15 protein-coding genes are annotated in these 15883 nt (G+C 46.0%); all 15 read right to left on the bottom strand.

Annotated features, from left to right (window positions below; genetic code table 11):
- On the bottom strand, positions 1-682 hold a 682-nt coding region (locus tag KJB35_RS17755), incomplete at its 3' end, for a flagellin (RefSeq protein WP_285469445.1).
- 506 nt (positions 683-1188) lie between these two features.
- Complete coding sequence (locus tag KJB35_RS17750; protein WP_005382038.1) at positions 1189-2343, bottom strand: flagellin; 1155 nt, start codon at positions 2341-2343, stop codon at positions 1189-1191.
- A gap of 427 nt (positions 2344-2770) precedes the next feature.
- Entirely contained in the window at positions 2771-3964 is a 1194-nt protein-coding gene (gene flgL / locus KJB35_RS17745) for a flagellar hook-associated protein FlgL (RefSeq protein WP_005382037.1), read from the bottom strand.
- A 13-nt stretch (positions 3965-3977) separates the two neighbouring features.
- Positions 3978-5918, bottom strand: a complete 1941-nt coding sequence (gene flgK, locus KJB35_RS17740) for a flagellar hook-associated protein FlgK (protein WP_213908008.1) — start codon at positions 5916-5918, stop codon at positions 3978-3980.
- A gap of 160 nt (positions 5919-6078) precedes the next feature.
- The gene (gene flgJ, locus KJB35_RS17735) at positions 6079-7005 is read right to left on the bottom strand and encodes a flagellar assembly peptidoglycan hydrolase FlgJ (protein WP_031779079.1); all 927 of its coding nucleotides are present in this window, start codon (positions 7003-7005) and stop codon (positions 6079-6081) included.
- Positions 7006-7021: 16 nt separating this feature from the next.
- A complete protein-coding gene (locus KJB35_RS17730; RefSeq protein ID WP_005393118.1) occupies positions 7022-8113 on the bottom strand; it encodes a flagellar basal body P-ring protein FlgI in 1092 nt (363 codons plus the stop codon).
- 43 nt (positions 8114-8156) lie between these two features.
- Entirely contained in the window at positions 8157-8936 is a 780-nt protein-coding gene (flgH, locus tag KJB35_RS17725; RefSeq protein WP_005382033.1) for a flagellar basal body L-ring protein FlgH, read from the bottom strand.
- A gap of 30 nt (positions 8937-8966) precedes the next feature.
- Positions 8967-9755, bottom strand: a complete 789-nt coding sequence (gene flgG / locus KJB35_RS17720; RefSeq protein WP_005382032.1) for a flagellar basal-body rod protein FlgG — start codon at positions 9753-9755, stop codon at positions 8967-8969.
- 18 nt (positions 9756-9773) lie between these two features.
- The gene (gene flgF, locus KJB35_RS17715) at positions 9774-10523 is read right to left on the bottom strand and encodes a flagellar basal-body rod protein FlgF (RefSeq protein ID WP_005382031.1); all 750 of its coding nucleotides are present in this window, start codon (positions 10521-10523) and stop codon (positions 9774-9776) included.
- 330 nt (positions 10524-10853) lie between these two features.
- The gene (flgE, locus tag KJB35_RS17710) at positions 10854-12167 is read right to left on the bottom strand and encodes a flagellar hook protein FlgE (RefSeq protein WP_005382030.1); all 1314 of its coding nucleotides are present in this window, start codon (positions 12165-12167) and stop codon (positions 10854-10856) included.
- Positions 12168-12197: 30 nt separating this feature from the next.
- A complete protein-coding gene (gene flgD, locus KJB35_RS17705) occupies positions 12198-12908 on the bottom strand; it encodes a flagellar hook assembly protein FlgD (protein WP_005382029.1) in 711 nt (236 codons plus the stop codon).
- A 17-nt stretch (positions 12909-12925) separates the two neighbouring features.
- Positions 12926-13339, bottom strand: a complete 414-nt coding sequence (gene flgC, locus KJB35_RS17700) for a flagellar basal body rod protein FlgC (RefSeq protein WP_005382028.1) — start codon at positions 13337-13339, stop codon at positions 12926-12928.
- A 5-nt stretch (positions 13340-13344) separates the two neighbouring features.
- Complete coding sequence (gene flgB / locus KJB35_RS17695; protein ID WP_005382026.1) at positions 13345-13740, bottom strand: flagellar basal body rod protein FlgB; 396 nt, start codon at positions 13738-13740, stop codon at positions 13345-13347.
- 303 nt (positions 13741-14043) lie between these two features.
- Positions 14044-14871 (bottom strand): protein-glutamate O-methyltransferase CheR, encoded by an 828-nt coding sequence (locus tag KJB35_RS17690; protein ID WP_005382024.1) that lies wholly within the window; start codon positions 14869-14871, stop codon positions 14044-14046.
- An 11-nt stretch (positions 14872-14882) separates the two neighbouring features.
- Positions 14883-15809 (bottom strand): chemotaxis protein CheV, encoded by a 927-nt coding sequence (locus tag KJB35_RS17685; RefSeq protein ID WP_005382022.1) that lies wholly within the window; start codon positions 15807-15809, stop codon positions 14883-14885.
- Positions 15810-15883: the final 74 nt, after the last annotated feature.

Genomic DNA, 15883 nt, shown 5'->3' with positions numbered 1-15883 from the left:
CGTTAATGTAAGTCGCAAGCTCTTCGATATCGTCACCCGCTTTTGCGCTGATGTTGATTTCTTGCTCTTGGCCGTAGCTGTCCGTTAGGTTGATTTTTAGGTCGTTCTTACCTTCAGCAACGTTCCAGTCTTTACCTTTACCACTTTCAGCTTGGTAGCTCACACCGCCCATCATTTTGTTGTCTGAACGCATGTCTTTTAGCTCAAGCATCACTGCTTCGCCGTTATCCGCACCGATTTGGAACGATTTCGCACCGTGTGTGCCGTTTAGTAGCTTGTTACCACCGAAAGAAGTGGTTTCTGCGATACGGTTTAGTTCGTCGTTTAGCGCGGTCACTTCTTCTTGAATCGCAACGCGCTCTGCTTTCGAGTTTGAACCATTTGCTGATTGCAGAGACAGGTCACGCATACGTTGAAGAATGTTAGTGGTCTCGTTCATTGCACCTTCAGCAGTTTGTGCAATCGAGATACCGTCGTTCGCGTTGCGAACCGCTACATCTAAACCACGGCTTTGTACGTTCAAACGGTTCGAGATTTGTAGACCCGCAGCGTCATCTTTTGCGCTGTTGATTTTAAAACCTGAAGACAAACGCTCCATAGAAGTTTGTTGAGCTGAGTTTGCGTTGTTTAGGTAACGCTGAGCGGTCATCGCTGATACGTTAGTGTTTACATTCACTGCCATGGTGATTTCTCCAATTGATTTTCCGGTGTAGCGGTTTCCGACGTCTCGGAAAACCAAGTAGTTCTCTCAAAGTTACCTCTATTAACGACACCAAATTCAGAAGCTTTAGAAAAAAGTTTAAAAAAATAACATTGCGAGATTTAGCTAATAAAATTGAAGAAAAGTAAGAAAAAGTGCTCAAGTTTCCACAAATCGAGCCGAGAGGGATAAATTGTATAGAAAACCAGCAAAAGGAAACAATTGAAGATAAGTTCGCAGACGATAGACGTGAAAATTAGAAAAGAAAAAGCCCCTTTTCCTTTGAGAGAACTGGGGCTAGGTTGGTCGCCAGAGCCTATGTGGAGATCAAGAGAAATGAACACATTTCCGGCATACCGAGTGCAACTTTACATTGAAAATGATTGGCAGGTGAGAGATGAGAGAGCCGCTCATTCTATTGTAAAGTTGCTTGCCAAAAGCCTGCATTCCCATCCACGTCTGAATGTATTGAGTACAGGCTAAGTAAACTACTGCAATAGTGACATTGCAGAGTTTGGCAACTGTTTCGCTTGAGCAAGAATCGATGTACCTGCCTGTTGCAAAATTTGTGCTTTGGTCATTTGCGTGGTTTCTTTCGCAAAATCTGTATCTTTAATTCGGCTGTTCGAGGCGTCAACGTTTTCTTGGATATTCGCCAAGTTGTTGATGCTGTGACTCAAACGGTTTTGCTTCGCACCTAAGTCTGCACGTTGCGAGTCTACGTATTTCAGTGCCGAATCCAGCACAGAAATCGCGTTTTGAGAGCCTTGTACCGTGGTCATATCAATATCTTGTACTGACGTTCTGATAGGTTCATCACTCAGGCCAAGCTCAGATGCTAATCCACCAGAAATGGAAATCTCGCCCTGAACGTTTGGGTGCGCGACAAAAACTTGCAGCTTGCCATCTTCACTTACAGACGCATTAATCATATCAGACTGACCATTAATGTAAGTGGCAAGCTCTTCGATGTCGTCGCCCGCTTTAGCATTAATATTGATTTCTAGATCATCAACATTGCCGTCTTCGTCTTCACCCATACCTGGTAGCGTGATCTTCAAGTCAGATTTAGCTGGGTCAACACTCCAGTTTTTATCTTTACCGTTCTCAGATAAGAAGGTCACACCACCCATGCGAGTATCGTCCGCACGAATGCTGGTGAGTCCCATGATCATGGCTTCACCTGAGCTCGCACCAATCTGGAATGCCGCTTCACCGAATGAGCCGTTCAATAGACGACGACCACCAAATGAAGTGGTTTCTGCAATACGGTTTAGCTCGTCAATCAATGCCATTGACTCTTCGTTGATCGCCTGACGCTCAGCCGGAGAGTTAGTACCGTTCGATGATTGAATCGCAAGGTCACGCATTCGTTGCATGACAGAGGTTGCCTCATTCATCGCACCTTCAGCGGTTTGTGCAATCGAGATACCATCGTTCGCGTTACGCATTGCGACATCTAGGCCACGAGACTGTGCAGTTAAGCGGTTAGAGATCTGTAGACCTGCCGCATCATCTTTTGCACTGTTAATCTTATGTCCTGAAGATAAGCGCTCCATCGACGTGTTTAATTCATCAGTCGCTTTGTTTAGGTAACGCTGCGCGGTCATCGCGGAGACGTTAGTACTAACTGTTACAGCCATTTTGCTCTCCTGTTGAGTTCGCAAGCTTTTGCGAAGCGGCCAGCTTTACTCTCATTTGGATAAGCACTGACCGTAAAAGTTACTTGCTAAATCTGCCTTAAACGCAGGGTTTAGAATCTCTAAATCTGTTCTGATATTTTCAATACAATTTGTGTGCCAACTTGCGTAAATTATTTAACTACTTTTAAAAGAATCAAATAAACAATAAGTTAGCTTTATCATTAAGCTATTTCCGGTTTGTCAGCCTCATCTTAGCCCAAGGGTATTGAACGCTGCCCTGTTGCCGCCCGACTTGCCTCCCGCATCATTGCCGCTTTGGGTAAAATCGTGCCGCATGACATCTCAGACTCTCAGGTTACGTCGACTTATCGCGCTTAAGGCTTTGCACATAAGGCATCAAAATCAGACAATGTGTATGAGTGTCATACTAGATGTAGTTAAACAACGTTAGATCTTTGGTCTTACCGAATGCTTGTTGCGATGCCTGTAACGCTCGCGAGTTTTCACTGAACTCGATCACGGCTTTGGAGTAATCCAAGTCCTCAAAGTTGCTCTTCGCTTTTGCCAGAGACAAATTAAAGTCTTCATGATTTTGCTCTTGGATATCCAGCGTACTCAATCGAGCACCGGCATCTGTACGCGCTTTATTCAAATGGATAAAAGCAGCGTGGAATTCTTCTGTCATTTGGTGCAATTTAGCAGTCGCCGACGTATCCGAAACCGATTTGTCTGACCATGCCATTGCATCCTTGAAGGTATCGAAAATGCTGAACTCTGCCCGCTTTTCGATCTCAATGCTGTCACCAGGCGTAATTTGGCCTTTTACGTGCACTTTCAGGCCTTTGTATTCAATCCCTTTCTCTGGAGAAAACTCATCGGCATCCACTACTTTGCCGTTACGCTCTAATTGGTAACCAAATTTGCCGTTATTCATATCGACAAATGTCACGCGATACGCCGCATCATCCTTAGCGTCAACGTTAGTAGCTTTGTTTAGCAACAGCTCAGAGCCGTTTTGTAGATCGTAATTCGGCTGATAATCGCCAAATGGGTTTGGTATCTCCATAAACAGCTTGCTGCCAGGATCGTTCATTGGCATCTCAAGCATGCTGGAGACTTTCATTTTGCGCTGATAATCGTCCCCAGCGTATTGAACACTACCGTCTTTATCGCGATAGAATGGTTGGCTTTTTGGCTTAGTACCCGCAAACACGTAGTTACCAGATTCATCTTGCGAGTTCACTAAGTTAAGGAAATTGTTCGCAATCTCTTCTAACTCACGCTTCTTTGCTTGTCGGTCTTCAGCAGAAAAGGCACCGTTAATCATCTCCATCGTTAAGCGCTTCGACTCGTCGGCAAAATTCTCCGCATTGGCGATATTAACTTCGTGGTTTTCTAGACGATTACGCACCAACACTATAGAGCTAAGATATTGTTGTAGCTGCTCTTGTTGCTGACTAATGTTTTGGATGTAATGCGCAGCGAGGGGGTCGTCACTAGGTTTCAGTAACTTTTTCCCTGAAGCAAGTTGCTCTTGGTTGTGGTGAACCTTATTCTCTTGACGACGCAGATCATTTTGTACGGACTGATAGTTATGGAAACTAGAAATTCGGGTTAGCACTTATCTCTTCTCCTTACCTCAGTTGTAAAATGGTATTGAAGGTATCATTCGCCGCTTGCATCACACGTGATGAAGCCATGTACGCTTGTTGAAACTTCATCATGTTGGCCGCTTCTTCATCGAGGTTAACACCAGAAATAGAAGCAACGCGCTCTTGCGCCGCTTCATGCTCTAAACGAGCGACGGAGGCTAAACGGTTTGCTGTAGAAGACTTCAGTCCAACTTCGGTATTGAGGTTATGATAAACATCGATCAAGGTACTGGATTTTCCATCCATCATCTTGTCTGTTTGGATCTTCTGCATTTTTCTCAAGTTGCCGTTACCACCTTCAGAAGGCACCAAGTTTGCGGTGAATTTATCATTCATCAGTGCGCCTTCGCTCAACTCAAACACGGTTGCATCGCCGTTTTTATACAGCGGATGACTTTTCGGCACTGATATTTCAATCTTCGGGTTATCTTTATCTAACGGGTATGAGTATTTGTCCGATAGTAAATTACCCTTGTTATCCGTGATCTTTAACCACGGCTTATCATGCTTCTCGTCGGCTGGTTGTACGGTAACCTCAAACTCTTTAACATCCCCCGCCTCACGAATTTTAAACTTGGCGTTACCTTGGGCAAAAGTGGTTGAGGCTTCATAACTTTGTGCGGCAATAGCTTTTGCGTCATTGGTTTCCATCTTTATGATGGCTGCACCACTTCTCGTTGGGCGTAGCAATACGCGCTCACCGGCGGCAAGGCCTTCACCAATTTGCACTTTCATACCATCCAGAACAAACGACGAATCCGAATGGTCGATGTTCAACGACATTTGCTCACCTTTCGGTGTTGTCACGCTGTATTGGTCGCCATCATAACGCAGCGAATATTCACCACCTTTGATCGCGGAAATGTCCTCGATGTAAACCGCAACATCAGCTTGGGAGTCAGGCGCAGCAAAAACTCGAGATTTTGCCACCAGCTCAGAGTTCACGTCGGTAAATACGTCTTTACCTATCTTACCGTTGAGATCCAGACCTTGAGATTGCAGCTGATTAATTTTGTAGGAAAAGCCCGTCGCTAAACGGCCCATTTCATCTTGCAGTTGTGGGATGTGTTTGTCGCGCATTTCAAGTAAAGCGCCGATTTTGCCATCCATATCATCAGACTTGATCGCTTTAATGCCATTCCCTTCCACCATTGCTAATCGTCTTTGATGAACATCCGGATAGCCATCGATCATTTTGAGCTGACTTGCTTCCGTGCCAGAAACAAGAGTGTGTCCATTGCCGATATGAACATTAAACCCTTCCGCATTTTTGCGTGGGGTTACGGTAACTTTGGTGTACTCTGACAGCTCAGTAACCAGCTTTTCATGCTGATCCATCAGGTCATTATGTGGACCGGGGGTACGCATCATCAGTCGATGAATATCTCGAATTTCCAACGCAAGTTGGTTAACGCGCTCAATACCCATATCCAATTTTTTATTGGTGACATCAGATTGCAGTCGAACGGTTTCGTGGAAATCATTTAAGGTATCAGAGAAGATTTTCGCCTTTTCCAATACCACTTTTCGTGCCCCTAAATCGTTCGGGGTATCTGCCATGGTTTTTACCGCATCGAACCACTCATTCAGGTTCTCAGGAATTTTCTTCGATGCCACTGAACTCAACATGCTAGAGAGCATATCAAGATTGTCTTGGGTATCCGTTTTGTTGGCATTGTTGGTCGACGACAGGTTCAGTTCATTCACGGCAAACTGATCCCACGAGCGGCGAACATTTTCCACATGCACACCCATGCCGTAGGTAGAACCACCAAACATGCGCGGATCATTCGTGCCTTGGATAACAGACTGACGGCTATAACCCTCTGTATTAACATTAGAAATGTTATGACCAGTGGTGTTTAATTGTCTCTGAGCAGTAAGCACACTTTGAGTACCTACATTCAGAAGATCTGACGCCATACGTGCCCCCAAAAACGAAATATAAATCGGCAAAACCGATCACCTAGACACGTTAAAAGCAAAAGATGTGCCAAGTGATAGAAAGGCGTAGATATTCAGATAAAGTGAAGGCTTGCACTATGGCAAGCCTTCGAGAACGTCATAAATTGGCGCAGAGACATTACATACTTTCGATTTTATCCTTCACCTGCAGGACTTTATCTGCGTAGTTCGGATCGGTCGCGTAACCCGCACTGTGGATACCGCGAATAAACGACTCTGAATTCCCGCGTTGCTGCAATGCTGTCTCGTAACGTGGGTTGTCATTCAAAAATCGTACAAAGTCATTAAAGCTGTCTTCGTAACTTGAGTAGGAGCGAAACGCCGCCGTCTCTTTCACTGGCGTGTTATCGTGGAACTCTAAAGTTTGCGTCGTCACTTTGTCACCCTGCCAGCTTCGATCTGCTTTGATATTAAATAAGTTGTTGCTGCTGCCACGCGCGTTCTTCACGACCTTTTGTCCCCACCCCGTTTCCAAAGCGGCTTGCGCAAGTAGCAAAGATGGCTCGACACCTAGGGCTTTCGCAGCTTTCTCCGCGTATGGCTTCATCGAGTTAACAAAGGATTCTGGTGAATCGAATCGAGTGGGTTCATTGCTTGGTCGAGATAGTTGACCAGATTCAATCAAGCGCTGTTCAATCTCGCGCGCTTTTTTCGGGTCAACACGACGATATTCCGCAGCATTGTTTGCCGCATCACGCATAGCCGTTTCTTTTTTGTCGTTCCCTTGCCCAGCCGTTAATTGCTTAACAATCATATCGGCCAGTCCCATTGAACCAGACGAACTCAATTCACTCGCCATCTGTTCATCCAACATTTGTCGGTAGAACTTCTCGTTTTGGCTGTTCATCATGTTGGACTCAAAGCCCTCATTGGCTTCACGCATGGATTTCAACATCATGGAGGTGAAGATCGATTCGAACTGACGAGCAGCCGCATGCAATGCTTCTTGCTCGCCATCTTTTCCCTCTTTCACTGCTTTTTGACGCAGAGTATCCAGAGAACTGATGTCATGGATAAAACCAATGTCGTTAGGATTGTTCATTATACCTACCTCCTAACCATTAAATGATGATCAACTGGCCTTCAATGGCACCAGCTTGCTTCAATGCTTGTAAAATTGCCATCAAGTCCGAAGGCGCAGCCCCGACTTGGTTCACGGCACGGACCAAATCATCCAACGTTAAGCCTGGTTCGAACTTAAACATTTTTCCTTGCTCTTCGCTGACTTCGATATCCGAGTCTGGTACGACAACGGTTTGCCCACCAGAAAAGCCGTTAGGTTGGCTAACATTCAGGTTTTCTTTGATCGCAACCGTCATGCCGCCGTGCGTTACTGCTGCTGGTTTAAGACGCACATGCTTACCAACTACGATGGTGCCCGTGCGAGAGTTAACGATGATTTTGGCTGCACCATCTGCTGGGTCGAACTCTAGGTTTTCGATTGCCGATAAGAACGCAACACGCTGGCTGACGTCACGAGGAGCACGCACGCGCACTGATGTCGCGTCAACAGCGCTCGCCATTTGTGGGCCAAGGAAGTTGTTTACAGCATCCGCCATACGTTGAGCCGTTGTGAAGTCTGACTCAAGCAAGTTGAACGTGATGTAATCACCACGACCAAATGGGTTTGGAATTTCTCGCTCTACTGTCGCACCACTAGAGATAAGACCAACGGTTGGATTGTTACCTACGATTTTAGAACCGTCAGCGCCTTCAGCACTGAAGCCGCTCACCACTAAGTTACCTTGAGCAACCGCGTAAACTTGACCGTCGAGACCTTTGAGGAACGTTTGTAGTAGCGTACCACCACGCAAACTTTTAGCACTTCCGATGGAAGAGACAGTCACGTCCACTTGCTGACCCGGTTTAGAGAAAGGCGGCAACTCTGCCGTAACCATGACTGCGGCAACGTTTTTAATTTTTGGCTTTGTGCCCGGCGGCATCTGAATGCCGAAGTTTTGCAGCATGGCGGCGAAACTTTGCTCTGTAAACGGGTTCGCTTCACCCGTACCAGGTAAGCCTGAAACCAAACCATAACCCACGAGTTGGTTGCTTCGTACACCTGCCACTTGCGCGACGTCTTTGATACGTGCGGCTTGGGCTACGGTAGAAAACAGAGCAACGCTCATCAGTACTAAAAGGAGTTTTTTCATGCTTACTTATCTCTTGCAGTCAAATTGCCGTCAGCACGGCGTGTTATAGCGCTACATTAAAGAATCGTGCCAAGAAGCCTGGCTCTTGCATATCTTGTTGCAAACCAGTCCCTGAGTATTGAATTCTTGCGTTAGAAACACGATTTGATGCAATGGTGTTGTCGAAATTAATATCATCCGGACGAATAGTGCCACTTAAACGTATGTACTCATCACCTGTATTTAGCGTCATCCACTTCTCACCGCGGATCACGAGGTTGCCGTTTGCCAGTACTTCAATCACCTCAACAGTGATGTAACCACTGATGCTGTTGCTCTGCTTTGCAGAAGAGTCACCTGCAAATGAGTTGGAGTTGTTTAAGTCATAAGAGAAATTATATTTTCCGCCAATTTGCAGCTCTTCTCCGCCAACTTGAAGCGGGTCCATTTGCGCTTCATTGGTTTTCGATAAATCGGCATTTGCGCTTTTCGTCGCACTGGTTGTCTCATCCAGTGTTACGGTAATAATGTCGCCAATACCACGTGGTTTAGAATCGTCGTAGAGATCGGTAATGTGCTCGGCGCTAAACAACGAACCTGTTGCAGCAGCATAATGCTCAGGTTTGTTTTTCGGATGAATTGGAGCCCAAGCAGGATCGCCAGCAACCGGATCGCTTCTACCACGTAAAGTATCTACAATACCGCTGCTCTCTTCTTTCGATTTATCGCCTTCTACTGCGTCGACCACAGTGGTTGCTTGTGTCACTTCATCCGTTTCAATCGGTTCCAACATGGCACAGCCCGACATCGTAGCAATCAAAGCGAGTAGGCAAATACGTTTCATCGTGAGCTCCTCAAATCTTGCTCTTAATCGTTACAATTGCTGGTTAACGAAGCTCATCATTTTATCGACTGACGAGATCACTTTTGAGTTCATTTCGTAAACGCGCTGGGCTTCAATCATATTGACCAACTCTTCCGTTACATTCACGTTGGACGCTTCCAGCATGGATTGACGAATTTCACCCAAACCGTCCAAACCAGGAACACCCTCTTGTGGATCGCCACTGGCACCCGTTGGTAAGTAAAGGTTCTGACCAATTGGCTCTAGGCCACCCGGGTTAACAAAGTCTGTAATGGTTAGCTGACCAACGACTTGGTTGTCTTGCTGACCTCGGACGCGAACCGACACTTCACCATCCGTACCGACAGTAATAGAAATCGCATCTTCTGGAATCACAATTTCAGGCTCTACAGGGTAGCCAGAACCCGACGTGACTAACGTGCCTTCACCATTTAGCGTGAACTGACCGTTACGGGTATAACCGATGTTGCCGTCCGGCAATGTCACTTGAAAAAAGCCGTCGCCTTCCACCATCATGTCCAGTGCGTTGGTCGTTGTCTGTGCATTGCCGTGCGTGTGCACTTTTTGCGTCGCAACCACTTTAGAACCCGCACCTAGCATCAAGCCACTTGGCAGTTCCGTGTTCTGAGATGACTGGCCGCCAGGCTGGTTGATGTTCTGATAGAACAAATCTTCGAATACTGCACGGCTCTTTTTGTAGCCGACAGTAGAGGCGTTCGCCAAGTTGTTCGAAATCGTGGCAATGTTGGTTTGTTGGGCGTCTAGACCTGTTTTACTTACCCATAGTGCTGGATGCATAGTGAACCTCTAACTCTGTTAACTCATACGAAGCAGTGAATCTGAAGATTTATCCATTTCTTCAGCTGTGCTCATCATCTTGACTTGCATTTCAAACTGACGTTGTAAGTCAATCAATGCGGTCATTTCACCTACGGCATTCACGTTACTGCCTTCTATCGCTCCCGTCTGGAGACTAACAGTCGCGTCTGCTTCGTAAGGTTGGTTTGGAGTTTTATGGCGAAATAAGCCATTGGTGTCTTTAAACAAGCTTTGGTCATTAGGCTTAACGAGCTTAATGCGATCAACCGCTTGGAATTCTTCTGCCGGGGCACCTTGAGGAAGTACAGAGATGGTGCCATCCCGACCGATTTCAATTTTGGAGAGAGGAATAGGCAAAGTAATCGGCGCATCGTTTTCACCCAGCACCAAATGACCACTTGCGTTGGTAAGCATGCCATTTTGATCGACTTTTAGGTTGCCGTTACGGGTCAACCCTTCTTTCCCTGTGTGATCGAGTACCGATATCCAGCCGCTGCCTTCAATCGTCACATCCAGATCACGCCCTGTTGTAATCACGCTACCTTGAGCAAAGTTATGCCCTGGACGCTCTGTCATGCTGAACACACGTGAAGGATGGCCTTCACCATAAGCCTGCATTGAGCGAGCCTGTGCTAAATCAGCCCGAAATCCGGTCGTGCTTACGTTAGCCAAGTTATTAGCGCGCAATTGTAGTGCCTGCATATTTTGCTTGGCGCCACTCATTGCGAGAAACAGTGCGCGATCCATAAATTACTCCAAAAAATCTCTCTATACACGGAGTAAAAGCAATAGTTATGCCAAAACAAAAATAGACTTATCAATCAATACTTTGAATTAAAAATCAACAATGAAAAGAGGTCAATAGAGGCAGAAAACTGTAACGAGAGGCAAGGTTTTGATCCATACGGCGGCAACAGCGGCAAATCGTAGATCAAAGCATGCTTAGCCTGAGTGAGGTGTATTCAGGCTAAGCATCAGATGAATGTCATGATGAAAATGAACAAAGCGGTAATTACTAAGAAGCAATCACACGCCATTGCTTACTCAAGCAGAGTATCGAATGACCCAGCTAGTGCTCTAGCGGATCTGTAAGATATTCTGTTGTAGTTGGTTGTGTACTTCTAGCGAACGTGAGTTTGCTTGGAAGTTACGCTGAGCAGAGATCAGGTCCACCAACTCCTGCGTCATATCAATGTTTGACTGTTCCAGCATACCGTTATTGATGGTGCCGAAAGAGCCTTTATTTGATTCACCCCAGATCTTGTCACCAGAGAACTGCGTTGAATCCCATTGAGTGCCGCCTTTCTTATCCAGACCTTGCTCGTTTGGAACACGTACGAGAGCAACACGACCCAATGTAACGTTTTCACCGTTTGAGTAAGTCCCCAATACGCTGCCGTTTTCATCGAAGTCAACTTTGGTTAGGAAGCCCGTTGTTGCACCGTCTTCGTCAAACTTAGTCAGTTCGAACGGAGCCGCAAACTGTGTTGCTGAGCCTAAGCCGAAGTTAAGCGTCTGCGCAGGATCGGCACCATTCATATCGACTGGTGTCGTGTTCGTCGCCGGATCACCCAGAGCTACAGAAGTGATTGGCTGACCATTGTTCAAGCTCGCCAACGTACCATCGTTGTTGAACTTCATGGTATGCCCCACATGACCTGTTGGCGTTTGCGCATCACCAGCCGCAACATTTAAAGGCTTTTCACCTTCTTTATCTGTCACGGTGTAGTAAGTGTTCCATGTATTTGGCTGAGTCTGATCTTTCAAGTAATACGTCGTTAGCTTGTAAGACTGACCCATCGAGTCATAAATTGTCGAAGAGGTTGAACGGTTGTATGTATCAGGGTCTGAAAAATCAAACTGCGTTGGATCTTTCAAATCGCCGTTCGCTGGCAAGTTCACACCCACTTCAATGTTTGCTGTTTGTTTTGGCTTACCAAATTCAGCAGGAATATTGATGGGTTGTGGCTCGTATGAAGAAACCTCACCAGAGCTTGGGTCCACTTGGTAACCTAATAAGAACTCGTCGTTCGCTGTCACCATGTAGTTTTCTTTATTTAAGTGAAATGCACCATTACGTGTCAGTTCATTCTGTTGTGGAGTTAGACGCTCTTTCGCTACAGCGAAAAAACCTGTCCCCGAAACACGCAGATCCATTGGGTTGTTGGTGTAAATGCTTGAGCCTTCATGGAACTGCTGCGCCACTTGGCTTGCTTGCGCACCACCACCCGGCGTGGTTTTTGCGTTAGTAAATAAAGAGTTAGAGTAAACATCAGCAAACTCAGCACGGGACTCTTTAAAGCCGTACGTGTTGGCGTTCGCAATGTTGTTACTGGTGGTGTTCAAATCCAGTTGGGCGGCGGACAAACCGCTTAAAGATACATATGACATTCCAAAATCTCCTAATCTAGCGAGCTATGACTACGCTTTGCCGACTTCCAATACTTCTGCAAGTCGAACTGGCGATTCAAAACCAGCCAGATTGAGTAATACGTTTCCGTCACCTTTGCCAAGCAATACGCTGTTTACGTTGGCATACGTCGATACTGGGAACTCTTGCGACTCCCCTTCAACTAAGCCAGACGCTTTCACTTTGTATTTGCCAGCTGGCAGTGGATTTCCGCTTTCATCTTTACCGTCCCAAAGCACACGCGTGTCGCCGGCTGGTTTCGCCCCTACCTCAAAGGTACGAACCAGTTGGCCAGCTTCATCCTCTACACGAACAAACAGATTATCGATAGATTGTGAAAGCTTAACCATTGCCGCCATTGGTGCGTCGTCCTGCTTCACACCTGCTGCTCCTGGGACCAATACGTCACGCCCTACCAAAGAGGAAGCTTGTAACGCTTGATTTGATGTCATTGACGAATTCAAACTCTCAAACTGAGTGTTCATCTTGCCAATGCCATCAACGGTCGCAAATGAAGCCATTTGCGCAATCATCTGGTCATTACTTACCGGCTTAAAAGGGTCTTGCTGAGACAGTTGCTTCGTGAGCAATGATAAGAAGTCTTCCTGTTTTAGATCCTGCTTACCCGTGCTCTCTTCCGCTTTCTTGTTACTCTCTTGTAGACTTTTAAGCTGGTCGATATAGGACAAGCCGCTTTGACCAACGTTGTTAATTCCGGCCATACGCTACCCCCTTATCCTTATTGACCCATCTGCAGCGTACGCAGCAGCATTTGTTTACTAGAATCAGCGACCTGTACATTAGTTTGGTATGCACGAGAAGCTGAAATCATGTTTGCCATTTCTTCCATTACATTGACGTTAGGCTTGTAGATGTAGCCTTCTTCGTTTGCTAGGGGATGGTCTGGGTTGTACTCCGCATTCAGCGGTTTATCACTTTCTACAATACCCATCACTTTCACTGGCACCGTATCACCGCCACGCATGGCGTTACTTAACTCTGCACCAAACACTGCATGACGCGCTTTGTAAGTGTCTTTCGCAGAGCTGCTGACACTGTCGGCGTTCGCCAAGTTGCTTGAGGTAGTATTCAGACGAACGGATTCAGCGCTCATTGCGGAACCTGTCACATTGAAAACGTTAAATAAGCTCATCTAAATTATTCCCCTTTGATTGCTTTGGTTAAGTTCTTGAATTTGCTGCCTAGAAAGTCGAGTGATGCTTGGTGTCTGATTTGGTTTTGCATAAACAAGTTACGCTCTAAATCCAAGTCTACCGTGTTGCCATCTCCCGTATCTGGTTGCGTAGGAAGACGATATAACTTGTCCCCAACCAACGTTGTAGTGGCAGGAATATGCCGACCATCTGTGCGACTAAGACCAATGCTTGCCCCAGATGTTGCCGCTTGCAATTCCTTCGCAAAGTCTAAACCTCTTGCTTTGTAACCAGGCGTGTTTGCTTGTGCGATATTGGTGGAAATCACCTCTGCATTGCGCTCACGTACGCCCACCGTGTGCTGGTGGATCCCTAGTGCATTGTCAAAAGATATAGCCATGTTTGCCTCTACAATTAAGAACTGACCGTGATTGATAACCAAAAAGCAATTAGCATGCCAAAACCTAAAGCATTACACCAACCTAGTGGTTACCGTGAATTGAAATAGCAATAAGTGAGCCAAAGTAACTGGAATGTCATGTCGTATCACTTTGTTCACTTAATAAAGATACACCGTGTTGAGGGCACAAGGCAAAAACGCGCTTCAACTAATTGAGTGATACATGAAACGCTCGGCGCAGAAAGGTAACAAACAAAAAAGCCTGACACGAAGTCAGGCTTTTCTATCAATGAAGAGATACCGCTATTTAAGCTTGTAAATGATGCCCGGATTACAGCGCACCATTTCAAATTTATCAGTCAGACCAGTTAGCGACTCTGATGCCCCTAACAGCAAGTAGCCACCAGGGTTTAAACTGCTCGCCATTTGGTTAAGCACTTTAGATTTCATTTCTGGAGAAAAGTAAATCAATACGTTACGACAGAAAATGATGTCGAACTTACCCATCAGTGCGTAACTGTCCATCAAGTTTTGTGGACGAAAGTTCACCAAACGCTTGACGTTATCTTTGACTTTCATGCGACCACCGTCCGCATTTTCAAAGAAGGTGCGACGACGTTCTGGTGAAAGCCCGCGACCCAAAGCCAAGTTGTCGTACACCCCTGCACGACACATCTCGAGCATACTTGCCGAAATATCTGTGGCTGTAATGGACACGTTTGGTAACAAGCCCGGCTTGCGCTGTTGCGTTTCCAGGATCGTCATTGCAATAGAATACGGTTCTTGGCCCGATGAACTGGCAGCAGACCAGATCTTAATTGGGCGCTTGCTTGCCGCTACTTCTGGCAATAATTTGTCAGCTAAAACCGTGAACGGATAAGTATCTCGAAACCACAAGGTTTCGTTAGTCGTCATCGCATCCACAGCGGCGACTCGTAATTCTCGATTACGCCCTGTAACAACATCACGTAGCAAATCTGATAACGATGCGAGCTTAAACTTCGTCACTAAAGGACTCAGTCGGCTACGCACGAGGTATTGCTTGCTATCACCTAACACGATGCCACATTGCGATTCTAGAAAACGGCTAAAGTCACGATACTCTTGATCACTGATTGTAATAGCAGTCATTAATGTCTCTTTTATTGTGTTAATGCAGATTTAACCGCGTTACCCAACTCATCTGGGTTAAATTTCGCAATGAAGGTGTTGGCACCTACACGCTCAACCATAGCTTGGTTGAATACACCACTTAATGAAGAATGGAGGATAACATAAAGGTCTTTCAAATCGGCATGTCTGCGAATTTCAGCCGTTAAGGTATAGCCGTCCATTTCTGGCATTTCAATATCGGAAATAACCAACGAAATTTGATCGTAGATATTGCCTTCTTGAGCCATTTCAATCAACTTATTGTACGCTTCTTTGCCGTCTTTGACAGATACGACCTCAAAACCGATGGATGTAATCGCACGCTCTACCTGTTTACGCGCGACCGTCGAGTCATCAGCAATCAGTATGCGGCGTACAATAGGCTTTTCTTGTTCTGCTTGTGCGATTTCTTCGCCAATAGCGGAATCCATCGTTTCATCAACTGGCGCAATTTCTGCCAGGATTTTTTCAACGTCAAGGATTTCAACCAGCTCATTGTCAATGTTTGTCACGGCAGTCAAGTAGTGCGCTTTACCTGCACCGTCTGGCGGTGGCAAAATCGCTTCCCAATGCATATTGATAATACGCTCAACCGATGATACCAAAAATGCTTGGATCGTACGGTTAAATTCTGCAATAACAACAAAACATTTATCTAAATCAGTGGTTGGGCGGCCACCAATTGCCAGGCTCAAATCAATAACGGACACGGTATGGCCGCGGATATGAGCGATACCTTTAACCAGAGGGTGTAGATTTGGCATTGAAGTCAGCTTAGGGCACTGTAGTACTTCTTTCACTTTGAATACGTTAATGCCGTAGCGCTGTCGGCCCATCAGTCGAAAGGTCAATAATTCCAATCGGTTCTGACCGACGAGTTGCGTACGCTGATTCACCGAGTCAAGAATCCCCGTCATATGCTCATCTCCATCTCAAACTTTTTGTTTTTAAATGATACTCTACCACTGGCAAGCACGATACCAGGGAGACA

This window comes from Vibrio sp. D431a (assembly GCF_030248655.1).
Classification (GTDB): Bacteria; Pseudomonadota; Gammaproteobacteria; order Enterobacterales; family Vibrionaceae; genus Vibrio; species Vibrio alginolyticus.
The sequence above is the reverse complement of the archived record's forward strand: the minus strand, read 5'-3'. Positions and strand labels throughout refer to the sequence as shown.